The organism is Streptomyces sp. NPDC008238 (assembly GCF_042956445.1).
In the GTDB taxonomy this organism is placed as follows: domain Bacteria; phylum Actinomycetota; class Actinomycetes; order Streptomycetales; family Streptomycetaceae; genus Actinacidiphila.
Genome location: NZ_JBIBGK010000003.1, coordinates 74,627 through 91,735 on the forward strand (window position 1 = coordinate 74,627; position 17,109 = coordinate 91,735).

Annotated in this window: 18 protein-coding genes, 1 tRNA gene and 1 other RNA gene; 9 read left to right on the forward strand and 11 right to left on the reverse strand. The window is 72.7% G+C overall.

What is annotated here, in order from left to right:
* Positions 1-11: 11 nt before the first annotated feature.
* Together ACFZAU_RS09175 and ffs are read right to left on the reverse strand one after the other, a co-directional pair.
* Positions 12-2,288 (reverse strand): DNA polymerase III subunit gamma and tau, encoded by a 2,277-nt coding sequence (locus ACFZAU_RS09175; protein WP_500551650.1) that lies wholly within the window; start codon positions 2,286-2,288, stop codon positions 12-14.
* 67 nt (positions 2,289-2,355) lie between these two features.
* Positions 2,356-2,452, reverse strand: an RNA gene (gene ffs / locus ACFZAU_RS09180) — signal recognition particle sRNA small type.
* 72 nt (positions 2,453-2,524) lie between these two features.
* On the opposite strand from ffs, the gene ACFZAU_RS09185 reads away from it, so the two are divergent.
* Positions 2,525-2,612, forward strand: a tRNA-Ser gene (locus tag ACFZAU_RS09185).
* Between the two features lie 412 nt (positions 2,613-3,024).
* Complete coding sequence (locus ACFZAU_RS09190; protein ID WP_500551651.1) at positions 3,025-3,531, forward strand: hypothetical protein; 507 nt, start codon at positions 3,025-3,027, stop codon at positions 3,529-3,531.
* 52 nt (positions 3,532-3,583) lie between these two features.
* Here the strand turns inward: ACFZAU_RS09190 and ACFZAU_RS09195 are convergent, their stop codons facing one another.
* Positions 3,584-3,958 (reverse strand): winged helix-turn-helix domain-containing protein, encoded by a 375-nt coding sequence (locus ACFZAU_RS09195; protein WP_500551652.1) that lies wholly within the window; start codon positions 3,956-3,958, stop codon positions 3,584-3,586.
* Entirely contained in the window at positions 3,955-4,725 is a 771-nt protein-coding gene (locus ACFZAU_RS09200; RefSeq protein ID WP_500551653.1) for a hypothetical protein, read from the reverse strand. Before ACFZAU_RS09200 ends, ACFZAU_RS09195 begins: the two co-directional genes overlap by 4 nt.
* A 241-nt stretch (positions 4,726-4,966) precedes the next feature.
* Between ACFZAU_RS09200 and ACFZAU_RS09205 the strand changes: the two genes are divergently transcribed.
* Positions 4,967-6,139: a serine/threonine-protein kinase gene (locus tag ACFZAU_RS09205; protein WP_500551654.1), complete on the forward strand. Its 1,173-nt coding sequence runs from the start codon at positions 4,967-4,969 to the stop codon at positions 6,137-6,139.
* A gap of 157 nt (positions 6,140-6,296) precedes the next feature.
* On the opposite strand, the gene ACFZAU_RS09210 is transcribed toward ACFZAU_RS09205, so the two are convergent.
* Entirely contained in the window at positions 6,297-7,145 is an 849-nt protein-coding gene (locus tag ACFZAU_RS09210) for an alpha/beta fold hydrolase (protein ID WP_500551655.1), read from the reverse strand.
* Between the two features lie 204 nt (positions 7,146-7,349).
* Between ACFZAU_RS09210 and ACFZAU_RS09215 the strand changes: the two genes are divergently transcribed.
* The 4 genes from ACFZAU_RS09215 to ACFZAU_RS09230 all read left to right on the forward strand — a co-directional run bounded on the left by ACFZAU_RS09215 (position 7,350) and on the right by ACFZAU_RS09230 (position 9,863).
* Positions 7,350-7,847: a MarR family winged helix-turn-helix transcriptional regulator gene (locus tag ACFZAU_RS09215; RefSeq protein ID WP_500460929.1), complete on the forward strand. Its 498-nt coding sequence runs from the start codon at positions 7,350-7,352 to the stop codon at positions 7,845-7,847.
* Between the two features lie 94 nt (positions 7,848-7,941).
* The gene (locus ACFZAU_RS09220) at positions 7,942-8,493 is read left to right on the forward strand and encodes a SigE family RNA polymerase sigma factor (protein WP_500551656.1); all 552 of its coding nucleotides are present in this window, start codon (positions 7,942-7,944) and stop codon (positions 8,491-8,493) included.
* Entirely contained in the window at positions 8,486-9,061 is a 576-nt protein-coding gene (locus tag ACFZAU_RS09225) for a hypothetical protein (RefSeq protein WP_500551657.1), read from the forward strand. Before ACFZAU_RS09220 ends, ACFZAU_RS09225 begins: the two co-directional genes overlap by 8 nt.
* Before the next feature lie 103 nt (positions 9,062-9,164).
* On the forward strand, positions 9,165-9,863 hold the full coding sequence (locus ACFZAU_RS09230) for a hypothetical protein (protein ID WP_500551658.1): 699 nt from the start codon (positions 9,165-9,167) through the stop codon (positions 9,861-9,863).
* Between the two features lie 90 nt (positions 9,864-9,953).
* On the opposite strand, the gene fmdA is transcribed toward ACFZAU_RS09230, so the two are convergent.
* The 3 genes from fmdA to ACFZAU_RS09245 form a co-directional block, all read right to left on the reverse strand.
* Positions 9,954-11,201: a formamidase gene (gene fmdA / locus ACFZAU_RS09235; RefSeq protein ID WP_500551659.1), complete on the reverse strand. Its 1,248-nt coding sequence runs from the start codon at positions 11,199-11,201 to the stop codon at positions 9,954-9,956.
* Between the two features lie 76 nt (positions 11,202-11,277).
* On the reverse strand, positions 11,278-11,907 hold the full coding sequence (locus tag ACFZAU_RS09240) for an AmiS/UreI family transporter (RefSeq protein WP_500551660.1): 630 nt from the start codon (positions 11,905-11,907) through the stop codon (positions 11,278-11,280).
* Between the two features lie 137 nt (positions 11,908-12,044).
* Entirely contained in the window at positions 12,045-12,323 is a 279-nt protein-coding gene (locus ACFZAU_RS09245) for an FmdB family zinc ribbon protein (RefSeq protein ID WP_500551661.1), read from the reverse strand.
* A 545-nt stretch (positions 12,324-12,868) separates the two neighbouring features.
* Between ACFZAU_RS09245 and ACFZAU_RS09250 the strand changes: the two genes are divergently transcribed.
* Positions 12,869-13,300 (forward strand): hypothetical protein, encoded by a 432-nt coding sequence (locus ACFZAU_RS09250; RefSeq protein ID WP_500552070.1) that lies wholly within the window; start codon positions 12,869-12,871, stop codon positions 13,298-13,300.
* A 98-nt stretch (positions 13,301-13,398) separates the two neighbouring features.
* Here ACFZAU_RS09250 and ACFZAU_RS09255 read toward each other — a convergent pair whose 3' ends face one another.
* Positions 13,399-14,511: a hypothetical protein gene (locus ACFZAU_RS09255; protein ID WP_500551662.1), complete on the reverse strand. Its 1,113-nt coding sequence runs from the start codon at positions 14,509-14,511 to the stop codon at positions 13,399-13,401.
* Between the two features lie 116 nt (positions 14,512-14,627).
* The gene (locus ACFZAU_RS09260; protein ID WP_499604875.1) at positions 14,628-15,032 is read right to left on the reverse strand and encodes a VOC family protein; all 405 of its coding nucleotides are present in this window, start codon (positions 15,030-15,032) and stop codon (positions 14,628-14,630) included.
* 167 nt (positions 15,033-15,199) lie between these two features.
* Between ACFZAU_RS09260 and ACFZAU_RS09265 the strand changes: the two genes are divergently transcribed.
* Positions 15,200-15,550 carry a hypothetical protein gene (locus ACFZAU_RS09265; protein WP_499604873.1) on the forward strand — a complete coding sequence of 117 codons (351 nt, stop codon included), beginning with the start codon at positions 15,200-15,202 and terminating at the stop codon, positions 15,548-15,550.
* A gap of 55 nt (positions 15,551-15,605) precedes the next feature.
* On the opposite strand, the gene ACFZAU_RS09270 is transcribed toward ACFZAU_RS09265, so the two are convergent.
* Entirely contained in the window at positions 15,606-16,814 is a 1,209-nt protein-coding gene (locus tag ACFZAU_RS09270) for a hypothetical protein (protein ID WP_500551663.1), read from the reverse strand.
* Positions 16,815-17,109: the final 295 nt, after the last annotated feature.

Here is a 17,109-nt window from a genome sequence, read left to right on the forward strand (position 1 = left end):
GGCCGCCGCCGCTACTCGTTGGCGATCTCCTCGATCAGGGTGGCACCCAGCTCGCGGACGATGAGGTCGTGGCCGCTGAGCGCCGTCTCGTCCAGGTCCGGGTCGTCGTCCTCGGGCATGTCGTACTCGACGGGCGGGGGCTCGTCGGCGACGGGCGGGTACGCGGAGGCCGCCGGCGCCGCGTTGACCGCGGCACGGGCCGCCGCCGCGGCGCCCGGCGGCGGTGCCGGGGACGGCCCCGGGTTCTGGGACTGCTGGTTCGATTGCTGCGGCTGCTGGTGCGGCTGCTGCTGGTGCGCGGACGGTGCCGGGGAGGCGGGGGCGGGACGGGACCCACCGGAGCCCCCGCCCGGTCCCGCCGGGCCGGAGCCGCCTCCGGAGCTGCCAGGGCCGCCGCCCGGGCTGACGATCGCCTCGATGCGCCACTGGACGCCCAGGGCCTCGCTGATCGCCTGCTTGAGCACCTCCTCGTGGCCGCGGTTGGCGAAGCTGTCGCGGGCGCCGGGGTTGTCGAAGCCGATCTGCAGCGTCGACCCGTCGAAGCCGACGAGCCGGGCGTTCTGGTCGAGCAGTATCCAGGTCACCTTCCGCAGCCGCTTGACCGCCTCGAGGACGGTCGGCCACATCTGGTGGACGCGCGAGGCGTCGCCGATGGGCTGCGCAATGGGCGCGGCGGATGCGGCGGGTGCGGTCGGTGCCGGGGCGGGGGCCTGCGCGGGCGTGGCGGCGGGGGCGGGCTCCGGGGCCGCCGCCGATGCCGCGGTGGGCCAGGCGCCGGGACGCTGCCCGCCGCCGGGTGCGGTGGCGGTCGGCCAGGCGCCGGGACGCTGCGCGGCGGGGGGCTGAGCGGGCGGGGGCGCGGGAGTGGGCTCCGGGGCGGCGGCGGGGGCCGGCGCGGGTGCGGGGGCCGGGGGCGCGGTGAACGCGGCGGGTGCCGGGGTGGGCGCGGGCGCGGCTTCGACGGGCCGGGCCGGGCCGCCCATCGCCGCGCGCGCCGCGGCGGGGCCGCCGCCGGGCGGGAGCGGCTCCCCGAACTCCACGACCGGGACCGCCGGGCCGCCCGCGGGCGCCGCGAAACCACCGGCGGACGCACGGCGTTCCAGCCGGTCCAGGCGGGCCTGCAGCGACCGCTCGTCGTCGTAGGCCGCCGGAAGCAGCACGCGGGCGCAGATCAACTCCAGTTGCAGACGCGGCGAGGTCGCCCCGCGCATCTCCGTGAGCCCGGCGTTGACCAAATCCGCGGCGCGGCTCAGTTCCGCCGCGCCGAACACCCCGGCCTGGGCCCGCATCCGCTCCACGACGTCGGCGGGGGCGTCGATCAGGCCCTTCTCCACCGCGTCCGGCACCGCCGCGAGGATCACCAGGTCCCGCAGGCGCTCCAGCAGGTCGGCCACGAAGCGGCGCGGGTCGTGGCCGCCCTCGATCACCCGGTCCACGACCTCGAACGCCGCCGCGCCGTCACCGGCGGCGAAGGCGTCCACGACGTCGTCGAGCAGCGTGCCGTCGGTGTAACCCAGCAGCGAGGTCGCCATGGCGTACGTCACACCGGCCTCGCCGGCACCGGCGAGCAACTGGTCCATCACGGACATCGAGTCACGCACCGAGCCGGCCCCGGCCCGGACCACCATCGGGTACACCCCGGCCTCGACCGGGATCGCCTCCCGCTCGCAGACCTCCGCCAGGTAGTCGCGCAGCGTGCCGGGCGGCACCAGCCGGAACGGGTAGTGGTGGGTGCGCGACCGGATGGTGCCGATGACCTTCTCGGGCTCGGTGGTCGCGAAGATGAACTTGAGGTGCTCCGGGGGCTCCTCGACCACCTTCAGCAGGGCGTTGAAGCCCGCCGAGGTGACCATGTGCGCCTCGTCGATGATGTAGATCTTGTAACGACTGCTCGCCGGCCCGAAGAAGGCCTTCTCCCGCAGGTCACGGGCGTCGTCCACACCGCCGTGCGACGCCGCGTCGATCTCGATCACGTCGATCGACCCCGGACCGTTGCGGGCCAGGTCGCGGCACGACTGGCACTCCCCGCACGGCGTCGGCGTCGGGCCCTTCTCGCAGTTCAGGCAGCGCGCCAGGATGCGGGCGCTGGTCGTCTTGCCACAGCCGCGCGGCCCGCTGAACAGGTACGCGTGGTTGACCCGGTTGTTCCGCAGCGCCTGCTGCAGCGGGTCCGTGACGTGCTCCTGCCCGATGACCTCGGCGAAGGTCTCGGGACGATAGCGGCGGTACAGAGCGAGGGACACGACTACGACGATATCGGCCCCCACCGACACCCGGGCCCCGCGCATGTGACGGGCCCCACACCGAGGCCCTCCCCCGGCCTCCCCGGCCCGTGTTCCCGCAGGCCCGGGGGCAGCAAAAGACCCCCCACGCACCCGCCAGAGCCCACCTACCCTTGCTGCCTTCCGGCCCTGGGGGGTTTCAGCGAGATAGCGCCACGTGAGGGGCTGCGCTCAGCCTACATGATCGGATCACCCGGGAACGAGTTCGCGAGCACTCCCTCCGGTCTAGTAATGTTTGCCGCGGAGGATTCGCCTAGTGGCCTAGGGCGCACGCTTGGAAAGCGTGTTGGGGGCAACCCCTCACGAGTTCGAATCTCGTATCCTCCGCCAGTGCCTCACCGGGCACGTTGTCGAAGGGCCCCACCGGTCGCGGTGGGGCCCTTCGACGTTCTCCGTTCCGGACGGCCCCGACGCCGGCGACGCCTGTCACGGCACCGGTTACGGTTTGGTCCAGCCGGACGGTTCGCCACTGGTGCCGGACAGGGGTTCCGCCGCACCGAGCCGAAGCCTCTCCTTCGGCTCGCGGTCCTCTCGCGCTCCTTGATCGATGGGTCCGGCAGGCCAATGGTGCGTCGGCCGGTCAGGGACGAGGTCGACTCGTACTCGCGACGCGCATGCTCGCACCCGGGGAGTACCCGGCCGCCGATGCCTGTGGTGTCGTCGCCGGTAGCCGCACCCGCGTACCGGACCGCCCCGGAGTCCGGCAGGGTGGCCTGCCGGCCTGGTTCTGAGAGGATCCGGCGTGTTCGACTTCGGGATCGAGGGCTACCGGCCTCAATGGCTCAGCGGCCGCTCCGCGGTCGTGGCAGGCCACGGCCGGCAACTGCGTGCGCTGGTCGGCCGGCGGCTGACCCGTGTCTGGCTGGTCTGGGACGTTCAAGACAACGAGTGGTTCCCCGACTGCCCTGTGCTGCTCGACTTCGCCGGCGAACAGGTCGAGATCAACCACCACAAGTTCGACGACCTCTCCCTCACATGGAACACGGTCGATCCCCACCAGCCGCTCCTGTGGGCGGACTTCGATCTCCAATGGCGCCACGACGTGCGCCCCGAATCGCAGGCCCTCCAGGGCCAGGTCCTTGAGGACGCGGAGCTCCTCGAATGGGCCGGGAGGGACATGGCCCAAGGCAGCGTCGCTGTCAGCTTCCGATTCCCCCACGGCCAACTGACCATCGCCAACGCGCTCGATGAGAACGAGATCACCTTCGGGGCGCCGGATTCTTGCTACCGGCGTCACTCACTGCGCTGAGGCACCCCCGGCGTCGCTCACGCTCCGCCGCGCGCCGGCAAGGTCGGCCTGATTACGTCCCGGGTGGGCCGGGCGTGAGACGAGGGGATTCAAGGCGGAGGACGAGTGCACGCAGGGCGCGAAGTTCTGCGTCCAGCGCCTGCGCGCCTTGGCGGGTGAGAGCGATCCATGTTCGGGGGCGCCGGCCGGCGTAGCCCTTCTCCACGGTGATCAGACCTGAGTCCTCCAGCACCTTCAGGTGCCGGGAAAGGTTTCCGTCGGTGACGGCAAGCTGCTTCTTCAGGAAGCCGAACTCGACTCGATCGGCCTCTCGGGCGATGGTGAGGACGCCGAGGCGCACACGCTGGTGGACGGTGTCGTCCAGCGACTGGGTCGGATGGACGCCTTCCGGCTCATCCGACCCAGCGGTCGAGTCCTCGACACTCATGGTGCGACCGTACCGGCATCAGTGGCGTCGGGCGTCGCTCGACGACGGGCCGCAGCCCACTCGGCCAGGCCGGCGAGGAGCAGGATGGCGGCGAGCAGGAGCGCTTTGGCCTGCGGTCCGTCGGTCCAGTCGGGGTGTGCGGGGTGCTGCCAGGGGAGCCATCCGCTGCCCCACGAGGCTCCGAGGTAGCCGGTGAGCAGCAGGGCGTGAGAGGTGCCGGCGGCTACGGCGAACCAACTGCGTTCGGCGATTCCGAGGGCGAGGAGTCCGAAACCGACGAGGTACCACGGGGAGGCGTAGCTGTTCTCCAGCAGTTCGACCTCCCACGGCTGGTTCCTGGCGAACAACAGGGCCATCAGGGCCGTCGTGATCACTGCGGTGGCCACGGCGGTCGTGGGGATCCACACGCCGCGGCGGGGGACGACGCCGCGGTCCTCACCACGCAGGCGGTACCAGCGCGCGAAGACGAACCAGGCCAAGGGGAGCAGCGAGAACCACACGCCCCAGGCCGTGAAGCGCAGGACGGCCCCGTCGAACTCCCCCTTCAGACAAGGGGCCCCTGGTTGATGGACGACGCACAGGCCACTCAGCTCGGCGTAGGCAAAGGCGGGATACGACCCGATGTAGCGGCCGTGGGCTCCGAAGTTGAAGGCGTACCGGGCGATTGGGGCAACCGCCAGGGCAAGCAGGCCGAAACCGAGCAGGGCGACCCGCGAGCCGTTGATCTGCGCGCGGGTCCTGACCCGCAGGTCTTCCGTCGCCGCCAACAGGCCGACCGCACGCGCCCTCGGTTCGGATCCCGCGCTGCTCGGTGACGGCGTCCCCATGGTGTCCCCCTTGTGGTCGCGCTTCAGGAGCGCTTCGGAGCGCTCGCAAGCGGGCCGCCAGCCGGCCGGCCAGTCGAACTTTGCGATACAAAGTACCTTGCAGTCAAGAGCAGTTGTGGCCGGTTCGCCACCTTCGGGTTGGGCCCTGATCTTGCAAGCGCTTGTCGGACATACTGTCCGCGTGGATCGCATAGGCACGTACACCGTCGAGAAGAAGCTCGGCGAGGGCGGCATGGGCACGGTCTACCTGGCGCGGTCCCGCGGTGGCCGTGCGGTGGCGGTAAAGGTCGCCAGGCCGGAACTGGCATCCGACCCCGCCTTCCGTGAGCGGTTCCGCGCGGAGGTGGCGGCGGCCCGTACGGTGGGCGGATTCCACACGGCCCCGGTCGTGGACGCCGACCCCGACTGCGCGACGCCCTGGCTGGCGACCGCGTACGTGCCCGGACCCACGCTCGCCGAACTCCTCGCCACCGGGGGCCCGTTGGACGAGCCGCACCTGCGGAGCCTGGGTGCCGCGCTCGCGGAGGCGCTCGAGGCCATCCATTCCTGCGGTCTTGTCCACCGGGACCTCAAGCCCGGGAACATCGTCATGGCCGAGGACGGCCCCCGCGTGCTGGACTTCGGCATCGCCCGCGCCGTGGAGTCCACCCGGCTGACCGCGACGGGAGCGGCCTTCGGCACCCCCGGGTACCTGGCTCCCGAACAGGCGCTGGGCGAGGACGTCACGGGCGCCGCCGACATGTTCGCGCTCGGCGTGGTCCTGGTCGCGGCGGCGGGCGGGAGCGCGTGGGGCGAGGGAACGCCGATGTCCTTGATGTACCGCGCGGTCCACGAACCCCCGGACGTCGCCGTGATCCCACCGGACCTGCGCGAGGCCGTGACGTCGTGTTTGGCCAAGTCCCCCTCGGCGCGCCCGACGCCCTCCGCGTTCCTGGACCTCCTGACCGTTCCCCCGGTACCGCCCGCCGTGCCCTCGGCGGACCGTGTCCCCACGGCCTACGCGGCAACGGTCTCCGCGCCGCGGCCACCGGAGGCGACGGGGCGGCCTCCCGTCCCGGATCCCTCCGGTCCGGAGGACGACGCGCCGTCGATGGTCGCCGCCGACCGGGCGGCGAGCATCGCCGCGGACAGCGACGGGATCGCGTTCCAGCTCGACCACACCACGGCCGAGTTCAACTGGTCCGAGATCACCGCCGTCGAGTACGGGGCACACCGACGCGGCAGGCAACTCGTGGTGAAGGTCTACCTGCGCGACGGCGCCTATACCTGTGAGGTCGGCGCCCACCGCAAGGCCGATGTCGACGCGTGGCTCGAACAGCTCGAAGACGTGCTCGACTGGCACTTCGACGCGTAGGAACCGGGCCTGCCACGGATCAGAGGGGCCTCGGGATCCCGTGGGCCTCGAGCGCTTCGGTGCGTGGTCCGGTCGTGTGCGTGATCATCCGGCACCGGGCGGGAGGCCCGCACGCCCCGGCCCGTGAGGGGCCGGGGCAAGGGGCGTGCGGGGAGGGTCAGCGGACGGTGGAGCGGGCGGCCTGCTCGATGATGCGGGTGACCGCGTCGGGGCGGGAGACCGAGACGGCGTGGGAGGCCTTGATCTCCACGGTGTGGGCGTGCGCCCGCTTGGCCATGAAGCGCTGGGCGGCGAGGGTGATGTTCCTGTCCTGGGTGGTGACGAGGTCCCAGGACGGGATGGTCCGCCAGGCGGCGCCGGCGGCCTTCTCGTCGAAGACCGAGGCGGCCACGGGGCGCTGGGTGGCGGCCATCTGCTCGGCGACGGTCTTCGGCACGTCGGCCGCGAACTGGGCACGGAACTTGTCGGCCTTGATGTAGAGGTCGGTGCCGGTGCCGCCGCCGGGGAGCGGGAAGGGCACGGGGTTGAGGGTCTCGCCGAGGGTGCCACCGGGGAACTTGTCGGAGATCTGCGTGACGGTCTCGCCCTTGTCCGGGGCGAAGGCGGCTATGTAGACGAGCGCCTTGACGTTGGGGGAGTCCGCGGCGGCCTCGCTGATCACCGAGCCGCCGTAGGAGTGGCCGACCAGCACGACCGGGCCCTTGACGCTGTCCAGGAAGCTGTGGACGTACGCCGCGTCGCTCGCCAGGCCGCGCAGCGGGTTGGCCGGGGCCACGACGGGGTAGCCCGCGTGCTTCAGGCGGGTCACCACGCCGTTCCAGCTGGAGGAGTCCGCGAAGGCGCCGTGCACCAGGACGACCGTGGGCTTCTTCTCCTGCGGGTGGTGCGCGGCCTTGGCGGCGTTGGCCGGTGCCGTGGCCGCCAGCGTGAGCGCCGCGACACCTGCGGCGGCGCCCAGGACGGCGGCGCTCTTGCGGGTGGGGCGGAGGACGGACTTGAGGTTCACGGTGGCTCCTTGGCGTACGGCGCCCGGCAGGCGCGCCGGACAGGTGGTCGGTCCCGGGGCGTCCGCTCCGGCCGATGACGAGAAACCTAGCGTCCATTTAAGTTGTGCGCAAGCTAATCGGGTGCGAGCACATAGCTCACGGGGAAGGTGCGACAATGTGGGCCGGAGGACCGACCGACCAACCGACCGACGGAGGGGGAGGGAATCGTGAACGACGACACCCGCGCACCCGGGAACGACGACCTGGCGGAGCCCTCGCTCCTGCTGGACAACCACTTCTGCTTCACGCTGTACGCCGCCTCGCGCGCCGTCACCGGCGTCTACCGCCCCCTGCTGGACGCGGTCGGCCTGACCTACCCCCAGTACCTGGTCATGGTCGTGCTCTGGGAGCACCGCACCGTGACGGTGAAGGAGCTGGTGGCCGCGCTGCACCTCGACTACGGGACCCTCACGCCGCTGATCAAGCGCCTGGAGGCGCACGGCCTGCTCAAGCGGCAGCGCCGGGCGGACGACGAGCGGGTGGTGGAGGTGGCGCTGACCCCGGAGGGGACCGCGCTGCGGGAGCGGATCCGCAATGTCCCACCGGCGATCGGCGAAGCCGTGGGGCTGACCCACGAGGAGATCGCGACCGCCCAGGACCTGCTGCGCCGGCTCACGGCCAACGTGGACCGGCACACCGCGGGCGCCGCGACGACGGCCTGACCGGCCGCTTGACGTGGTCGCCCCGGGCCACAGAATGGTCCCGCGGCATTGACCACGTGTGTGCCGGGCGCACGCGTCCGGCGGGGGATGAGGAATGCGACTGCCCGAGGAGCCCGTGGGGCGTGTGGTGGGGGAGGCCGAGTTCGACGCGTTCTACGCCGCGAGCGTCGGCCGCCTCGTCGGTCAGCTGTACGCGATGACCGGCGACCTCGCGGAGTCCCAGGACGTGGTGCAGGAGGCGTTCGCCCGGGCCTGGGAGCACCGGGCCGAACTCGACCTGCACGGTGCGCCCGAGGCCTGGGTGCGCACCGTGGCGTGGCGCCTGGCCGTCAGCCGGTGGCGACGCGTGCGCACGGCGCTGACGCTGGCCCGCCGGCAGGGACCGCCCCCGGCCGTGCCGCCGCCGGAGCCGCACCACGTGGTGCTCGTCGAGGCGTTGCGGCAGCTCCCGGAGGCGCAGCGGCGGGCCGTGGTCCTGCACCACCTGTGCGATCTGCCGGTGGACCAGGTGGCGGCCGAGACCGGCTCCCCGGTCGGCACCGTGAAGGTGCACCTCAGCCGTGGGCGGGCGACGCTCGCGCGGCTGCTGGCGCACACGGAGGCGGACCCCGGGGCGGAACGACTTCCGGAGGGCAGGCGTGGCTGACGGGACCGAACTGGGCAGGCTCCTCGCCCAACTCGCGGAATCCGGCCGGGGACGGACCGTACCGGTGACCGCGGAGCAGGTGCGGGCCCGTGGCGAACGGCGCCGCCGCCGCGCCCGTACGGTGCGGGCGTGCGCCGTGGCGGTGCTCGCCTGCGCGCTGCTGGGCGGCGGCATCGCGCTGGCCGGGACCACCGGGGTGCCCGGGCCGGCGGCGGTCTCGCCGTCGCCGCCGCCCTCCCCCTTCGTCCGCCCGATCCCCGCGCCGGGCGAGGAGTACGCCGGCGAACTGGGCCTGGTCCACGACGCGGTGGCCCAGGGCGACATGGTGCGGGTCACCGTGCGGCAGTTGCGGGCGACCGGGGACGGGCCGCCGGTGCCCACCGGCGTCGTGCACACGCTGACGCTGCCGCGCACCACGCCGGTCGAGACGCTGCGCCTGTCGGACGGCCGCCCCGCCGACCGCGAACTGGGCCAGCTGGTCGGCCGGCTCGCGGGCGGCCCGCGGTGGACGTTCGAGATCGACTACGACGCGGAGGGGCGGGTGGCGTCCCTGCGGGAGGCCGGTTAGCGCGGCGGAAGGTTGTTACCGGTCCATGACATTCCCGGTGTAACCCGCGGGGCGGGCCGGTGCGTAGAGCCTGTGCACGCCGCCCGTACCCGACCCCGACCCGATGGGACCCACCGTGTTCGCCTCGCCCTTCGCGCACCGCCGCGCCGCCACCGCCCGGCTCGCCGCCCTCGCCCTCACCACCCTCACCACCCTCGCCCTCGGCGCCTGTTCGGGGGAGGGGACGGACGGCGGGCCGACCGGACGCACCGACGCCGCAGCCTCCGCCTCGCCCGTCCCGGCGCCGAGTTCGGCCCCCGCCTCGCCCCCGGCGACGCCCCGGGCCGAGGACTCCGGCACGCCCTCCCCCGTGCGCTCCACCGGGGCCCCGGCGGCGGACGGCGGGACGACCGGCGTGGCGGAGCGCCCGGCGGACGGCCCCACGGGCACCCCGTCGCCGCAGGCGCCCGCGCGCTGGGCGGGCAGCAAGCAGTTCGTGCAGGTCGAGAGGGCCTGGATCGAAGGCGGGCACACGTACCTCTCCGTGCGCGCCGCACGCAGGGAAGTCCTCACCGGACCGATCGAAGGGTGGCAGCTGATCCCCGGCAAGGGCCCCTACACGACGGTGCGCATGGCTCCGGCGGGCCGGGTCCTGCTGTCGGTCCCGCTGGGTGACGTGGCCCTTCCCCACGCCTACTCCCAGGACCAGTTCATCCGCCGGTGGTGGGCCCAGCCCGTCGACGAGCGGGGCTGGCTGGGCTACGACGTCAGCTTCGACCGCGACGGCGAGGTGGTCAGGCTCCAGTCGATCTACCGCGCCTGACCGCCGCGACGGCACGGGCGCGGACGGGCGCGGACGGGTCCCGGGCCCGGGGACGGGCCGGGACCCGGGTGCGCCGGGCGACCGGGAGGGTCAGGAGGTCAGCGCGGCCTGGCCGCGGTCCGCCCGCGTCGGTCCGGCGGACGACGGCCGCACGTCGAAGTCGAACATGGCGGTCGGCACGTACAGGGAGCAGCACGCGTTGGGGATGTCGACGATGCCGCTGATGCGCCCCTCTATCGGGGAGGACCCGAGCAGCAGGTACGCCTGCTCGCCGCTGTAGCCGAACTTCTTGAAGTACTCGACGGCGTTGAGGCACGCGCGGCGGTAGGCGAGCGTGGCGTCGAGGTAGTAGTTGGTGTCCGTGTCGTGGTCGACGGAGATCCCGATGAAGGTGAGGAAGTCCGAGTAGCGCGGCTCCACGTTGCCGGGCATGAACACCGGGTTGGTCGAGATGCCGTACTTCTCCATGCCGCCCTTGATCAGGTCGACGTGGAAGTCGATGAAGCCGCCCATCTCGATGGCGCCGCAGAAGGTGATCTCCCCGTCGCCCTGGCTGAAGTGCAGGTCGCCGCCGGAGAGCTTGGCGTCCTTCACGAGCACCGGGTAGAAGACCCGGGAGCCGCGCGTGAAGTTCTTGATGTCGTGGTTGCCGCCGTTCTCACGGGCCGGCACCGTGCGGGCGCCCTCGGCCGCGATGCGCGCGGCGAGGTCACCGGTGGCCGTGCCGGCCAGCGCGTTGGCGGAGTCCGGGGGGACGGCCAGCGGCGGGACGCGGTCGGGGTCGGTGTCGATGAGCGCCTTCTCACGGGCGTTCCACCGGCCCAGCAGCTCGGCGGAGGGGGCGGTCCCGAACAGTCCCGGGTGGGTGATGCCGGTGAAGCGGATCCCGGGCAGGTGGCGGGAGACCGCCTGCTGGCCGTGGAAGTCCCACACCGCCTTGTAGGCGTCGGGGAAGTAGTCGGTCAGGAAGCCTCCGCCGTTGGCCTTGGCGAAGATGCCGGTGTAGCCCCAGCCCTGACCCGCGGCGTCCCCGGCCTGCTGGGGTACGGGGCCGAGGTCGAGGATGTCGACGACCAGCAGGTCGCCGGGTTCCGCGCCCTCCACGCCGATCGGGCCGCTGAGCATGTGGGGGATGGTGAGGTCGATGTCGCGGACGTCGTCGGCGGAGTCGTTGTTGCCGATCTGGCAGTCGGTCCAGTCCCGGCACTCCATCCGGAACTCGGCTCCGGGCTTCACCATGGCGGCGACGGGAACGTCAGGGTGCCACCTGTTGTGTCCTGGGGTGTCCTGATCGCGCATCGACTTGGTCTGGTCCACGCTGAAAACTACTTCGGGCATGACAGCCTCTCTTTTCTGATCCGGTCAGGACGGTGGTCCCGTGCCTCGGGGGCGCCGGGGCCGGCCGGACCCGCGCCTAACCCGGCGAGCCGGACGACGCGGCGGCCCGGGCCTGTTCCCGCGATTTCCTGGTGAGCGGCCACAACGCCGCGAACACGACCACGCCGAAGGCACCCAGGGCGATGGCGATCTCGGTGGTGTGCTTCCAGTAGCCGGACAGCAGCAGCGCCGCGGGGATCACACCGGTGACCCAGCCCTCGATCGCCGTCACCCAGCCGACATAAGTGCTCAGCTCCGTTTTCCCGAGACCGAGCACCAGGAAGAACAAAGCCCAAAGGAACGCCCAGTACAGCCAGATGACACCGAACGGGTAGTCCTTGAAGAGATGGAAATTCACGAACGAGTACCCGAGGGCGACAATCGCCACGAACAGGGAGTACCAGCCGACGCAGATGTTGTCGATGTCCGCGAGGAGGACGATACCCACGTAGAGGTAGGTGAATCCGAAGAGGTAGAGCCCGGACGCCGCCAGGATCTTGTCCTGGTCACCGTTGGCCGTGAAGATGAGGTACGTCGGGGTCAGCACCTGCAGTGCACCCACGAAGAGGTTGAACACCGCCGCCGACTTGGGGTCGACCTTCTGCAGCAGCAGCAGGCCGTTCATGAACAGCACCGCACCGACGAAGAGCAGTCCCACGTTGGCCACGGGGACGCACCTCCTAAGTCCGCGTGGGGACGGATTGCCGCCGGCACGCCACCTCGTCCCGCATCGGCGGGAGCGGGGTCCGTACTCCGGCTTCGACCCCCCTGAGCAGCTACGACTCGCCGATCACCGCCCTCGCGCTAGGGCTTGGGCAGCCTGGCCAGCGCCGGATGGGGCCGCGGCTGCGGCCGCTCGCGCGGCGGCAGGGCGGACACGACCTCCGGCATCTCACGGGACTTCTCCTCCCGTTCCCGGGAGACGGCGAGCCCGTGCGGCGTGACGGCCAGGGAGGGCGAGGAGAACACCCGCCGGGACTCGCCCGCGCAGGCGGGGCAGTCGTGCGTCGCGGGTGCGGAACCGATCGTCAGCCTGACGTCGAAAGGCCCGCAGTCGTTGCAAAGGTATTCGTAGGTCGCCATGAAGTCGCCTCCGGTCATCGGCGCACCCGCGTCAACCTCGACGTCTGCGGCACACCCCGTTGAGCGCACGCCGGGGGAACATTCCCTATATCAAGGAGACGCCTCCGCAAGGTGGTTGTCAAGGTAGGCCGAAGGCACCCGGAGTGCCCCGGAAGGCAGTTCGGGAGTTCCCTTTCCGGTGCTCCGGGAAACACCGGATTTCCATTTGCCTCGCCTTGTCGCCCGGGTCCGGAGCGCGTATATACCGCATCGCGGGCGCGACCGCATTCCGGGACCGGGCACGCCTCCGGGCCCCTCCTCCCGCCCCGCGGACGCCGGGACGAGGGGTTGGACGGGGGTGCGCGACGGGCCGGGGGCGATGCGGGCGGTATGACCGCTGTGAGGCGGTTCACTGCTCTTTTCCTGGACGGACACCACTCGCGGCTTTAGCGTTCATATGCATCGGCCTTTTCCGTGAATGCAGTGGCAATGAAGCCCCGCTCATCGGACGGCACACAACGCTTCGCACGGAACAAGGCGAACGCCGGAGAGGTGGACAAGTGAGCATGGACGCCGTGTGGGTCCGTGGCGTGAACGGCCTTCAGATGCACCACGTCACCGACCTCCAGGACGCCGGAAGGTTCCTGGGCAACGCAGCCATGGCCCTGCGGGCCGCACACGTGCGGACCGGTGCCGAGCGCTACCAGGGCCTCGCCACCGAGCTCAAGGCCCTGGTGACCCGCATACGGGAGCTGGAGGACGAGGCCCGGTCCGCGATGCACGAGCTGCACGCGACCGACCCGGAGCGCTTCGCTCGTTGCCGTGACGGCCACGAGCCCTGGCCCGGCGAGATCGAGGGCGGGTTCATCCCCCGCCACACCTGCCGCGACGAGTGCCTGTACCACGACCGCGGCGTGCTCGAGGCGATCACCCAGTGCACCTGCGGCCGGCCGCCCTGCCAGGCCTGCCAGATCGGCGGCGAGCCCGTGCTCGCCTGATCCACCGCGCTCCGCGGCCGCTCCCGGGCGGCACGAGGGCCCCGGCCTCCGACGAGGCCGGGGCCCTCGTCGTACCCCCGTGTACCCCGGGCGACCGGCTACACCAGCAGGACGAGCAGCAGCAGCACGGCCACCACCAGGACCGCCGCCGCGACCACGAGCCCGTACGCGACCCGGCGACGGGAGGGCAGCGTCAGCACCTCGATGCCGTCGGCGCCCGGGAACGCGTAGTGGACGCGGTCGGGGTCGGTGGGGACGGTGATGCGCGCGAGGGGCAAGTGGCGCAGCACGATCCTGCGGTGGGCCTCTCCGGCGCGGACGGCGAGGTGCGGGGCGAGCGCCTCGGCGTGCGCGGCGTCGAGGTCGCCGGGCAGCGGGTCGTCGCCGGTCAGCACGGCCTTGCGCCACCGGCCCAGGCGGGCGGTACGCCGGCGGACCGGGAACGGCGGCCGTCTGCGGGGCCGGCGCACCAGCTCCTCGTGGCTGCGCTGCTCGATGACGCCGCCCACCCAGGTGGTGACGACCCCGCTCCCCCCGCACGCCTCGTGCGCGACGGTGCCGTCCCCCTTGCACGTCGGGCAGTCGACCAGGCCCGACCCCGAGCACTGCGGGCACTTCGTGCGGGCCCGCCCGGCGCAGGTGGGGCACGCGGCGTCGGGACGACGGCACTTGGCGCAGCGGACGCGCCGGGGCACGGTGCGGGACGCGGTCGCCTGCGCGGCGCGTCCCTGGTCGCGGTCCTTCGTGCGCGGCCGCGGCCTGCCGGTGCCGTCGCACTCGGCGCAGGACTCCAGTCCGCGGCAGTCGGGGCAGGCCGTCGTCGGGTCGCAGGGGAGCCGGCCGCGGCCCTCGCACCGCTTGCAGACCCATGCGCCGTTGCCGCACTCGCAGGTGTTGTGGCGTACGGACCCCTCGCGCACCAGCTCGATCCGGCGCAGGGAGCCGTGCTCGGCGGGCGGGCCGGGCCGGTGGCCGGCGAGGTGGGTGTAGGTGGCGAGCGCGGAGAGGTCCTTGCGGCCCTTCTCCGTCCTGGCGGTCTCCTTGCGGGTCTCGGTGGTGCGGCGGATGCGGCAGTCGAGCACGGAGTGCCAGGAGAGGTCCGCCCCGGCGGAGGCTTCGGGCCGGACCGCGCCGCCGGCCGCGGAGAGGTGCCGCGCCAGGGCTTGGAGCATCTCGTCGTCGGACGGTGTACCGGACGGGTCCTCGGCCATGACGACCACTCCCCTCGACGGGCGCGAGGCGCGCTGTCGGCAGGGTAAGGGCGTACCTGACGATCCATCAAGATCGGGGGCGGGGAGGGCCCTTGCGGACCCTCCCCGCGGCCGGCTCAGCTCTCGCCGGTGGTGGTGCCGCCGCTGCCGTAGGGGCGGGTGATGACCTCCATGCCGTGGCCCGCCGGGTCCGTGAAGTAGACGCCGCGGCCGCCGTCGTTGTGGTTGATCTCCCCGGGCCGCTTGCCGTGCGGATCGGCCCAGTAGGTGAGTCCGGCCTCCTGGATCCTGCTCAGGATGCCGTCGAAGGCGGTCTCGGGGACCAGGAAGGCGTAGTGCTGCATGACGATCGTCTCCGCCGGGACGGTGGCGAAGTCGAGGGTGACGCCGTTGCTCAGCTGGAGCGGGACGAACGGGCCCCATTCCTCGCCGGCCCGCAGACCGAGGATGTGCGCGAGGAAGTCGGCGGATTCCCGGTTGTCCGGGGCGTGCACGATGGTGTGGTTCAACTCGACTGACACGGTGGGATGCCTCCGTAAGGCATTCTCACGGGCACCTCCATGCCTCACCCGGCCGGTGACCGGCACGCGATGCCGTGCCTTCGATCCTATGCCCGGCCGTAATCCGGTGGGACGGGGCCGCCGGCGGCCCCTACGGTGGACGACCGGACCGACCGAGGAGGACGACGATGACGGACACCGTGACGCTCTGGCGCCCCACCGGGCCGGAGGAACTCGCCCTGGTCGAGGCGTCGGGGTGGCGGGAGTGGCCGCCGCGGCTGCCCGAGCAGCCGATCTTCTACCCGGTGCTCGACGAGGACTACGCGGTACGCATCGCCCGAGACTGGAACGTCCCCGCCTCCGGCGCCGGTTACGTGACGCGCTTCGAGGTCGAGGCCGGGTTCGCCGCCCGCTACCCGGTGCGCCAGGTGGGCGGCCGGACGATCCTCGAACTGTGGGTGCCGGCGGAGGAACTGCCTGAGTTCAACCGGCACATCGTGGGCCGGATCGAGGTCGTCCACGAGTTCCGGGCCGCGTAGGGGTGCCGCGGCCGGGACCCGGGCCCGCGGGGGCCCTGGTCCCGGCCGGGGGGCGTCAGACGCGGAGCGTGGTGACGGCCGCGACCCCGGTGAACTGCAGGGGTTCGTAGCCGAGGGCGAGCAGTTGGGCCGTGAGCGTCAGCGTGCCGCCCCGGTGACCGTGACCGCCCGGGCCGCCCTGACCACCCGGGCCGCCCGCCGTCTCGGCGGTGTCCGCGCCGTCGACGGTGTAGGGACCGTCGTTGAAGGCCACCGTGATCGGGACGCTGAAGGTGCCGCCGGGACCGAGGTCGACGGCGGGCGACGGGGCGTAGGTGCCGACGAGGGTGCCGCCCGGCCCCGGGGTCAGGACGACCGGGACGCCGCCCACGGTGACGGTCAGGTCGCCCGGGTCGACGCCGCGGGTACGGGCGAGGATCAGCCGGATGCCCACGGAACGGTACGCGGGACCGTCGGCCGGGTCGGTGAAGACGATCTGCCCGGAGGCCGCGTGGCAGGGCCGCCCCGGCGTGCTGTTGCCGAGGGTGATGCGGGCGTTGGTACGGCCGTCGACGAGGAAGTCGTACGTGGTGCCGTTGACGGTCAGGTTGTCGACGTACGTGTCGAGCGTGAGCCCCGCGTTGGGCTGGCCCAGCCGGCCCGCGTTGGCGATGACCCCGTCGACGCCGTCGCCGGCCGCGGTGCAGGCGGCGATGTACTCGGCGAGGGTGCGGTCGGCCTGGGCGGGGATCGTCCCGGCCTGCCGCGAGGTCCGCCACAGCGAGGCGGGGCCGTTGACGAAGTGCTGCCAGACGCCCTGGACGACGCCCTGGCGGCCCTGGCTGTCGGTGGCGAGCTGGGGCTGGAAGCTGAGCGTGGTGAAGCTGCCCGCGCAGATCATGGGGAGCTGGAGGTTGGCGGCGGTGCCGGTGACGCTGCCGGTGGTGACGAAGGAGTCGTACGACAGCTCCGAGGCCGCGATCGTGGCGAGCGGGACCCGCGCGGGGAAGGGGTGCGCGGCCTGGGACTGCTGGTCGCCGGTGATGGCGAGGTGCAGGCTGCCGTTGAAGCGGACGGGGTCCGCGAAGGGCGAGACCTCCTGGATCCCGGGGGTGCGGTCGCCGTTGCCCGGCTGGTCCTGGAGCCGGAACCAGGGCCCACCCGGCCCGAGGTCGGCGGCCCGGACCTGTTCGACGCGGGGGCCGGAGGAACTGGGTGCTGCGGATATCACGGAGGCGCCCGCCGCCAGGACGGCGGCGGCGGCAAGCGCTATCGGGCGGATCATGAGGCGGGGGACTCCCTCGTACGGGCGGCCCGGTACGGCCGCGACGGGGCGGCGCCCAGTGGCGCCGCCGCCTCGTATGGGTGCCCCGCGGGACTGCGCGTCCGGCATATGACAGGCCGGGCTCACCCGCGCGTCGCAAAAAATCCCACGCCTGGCGCCGAGAAGGTGCGGACGGCGCGGCGCTCCCCTGTGGCGGACGTCGAGGTGCACGCGGAATCCGGGCCGGTCGGGTCCCGCACCGGCGAGGGCCCGCACGAGGGTGGTCGGCCGCGCCCGCGCGGCCGAGGCGTCGATG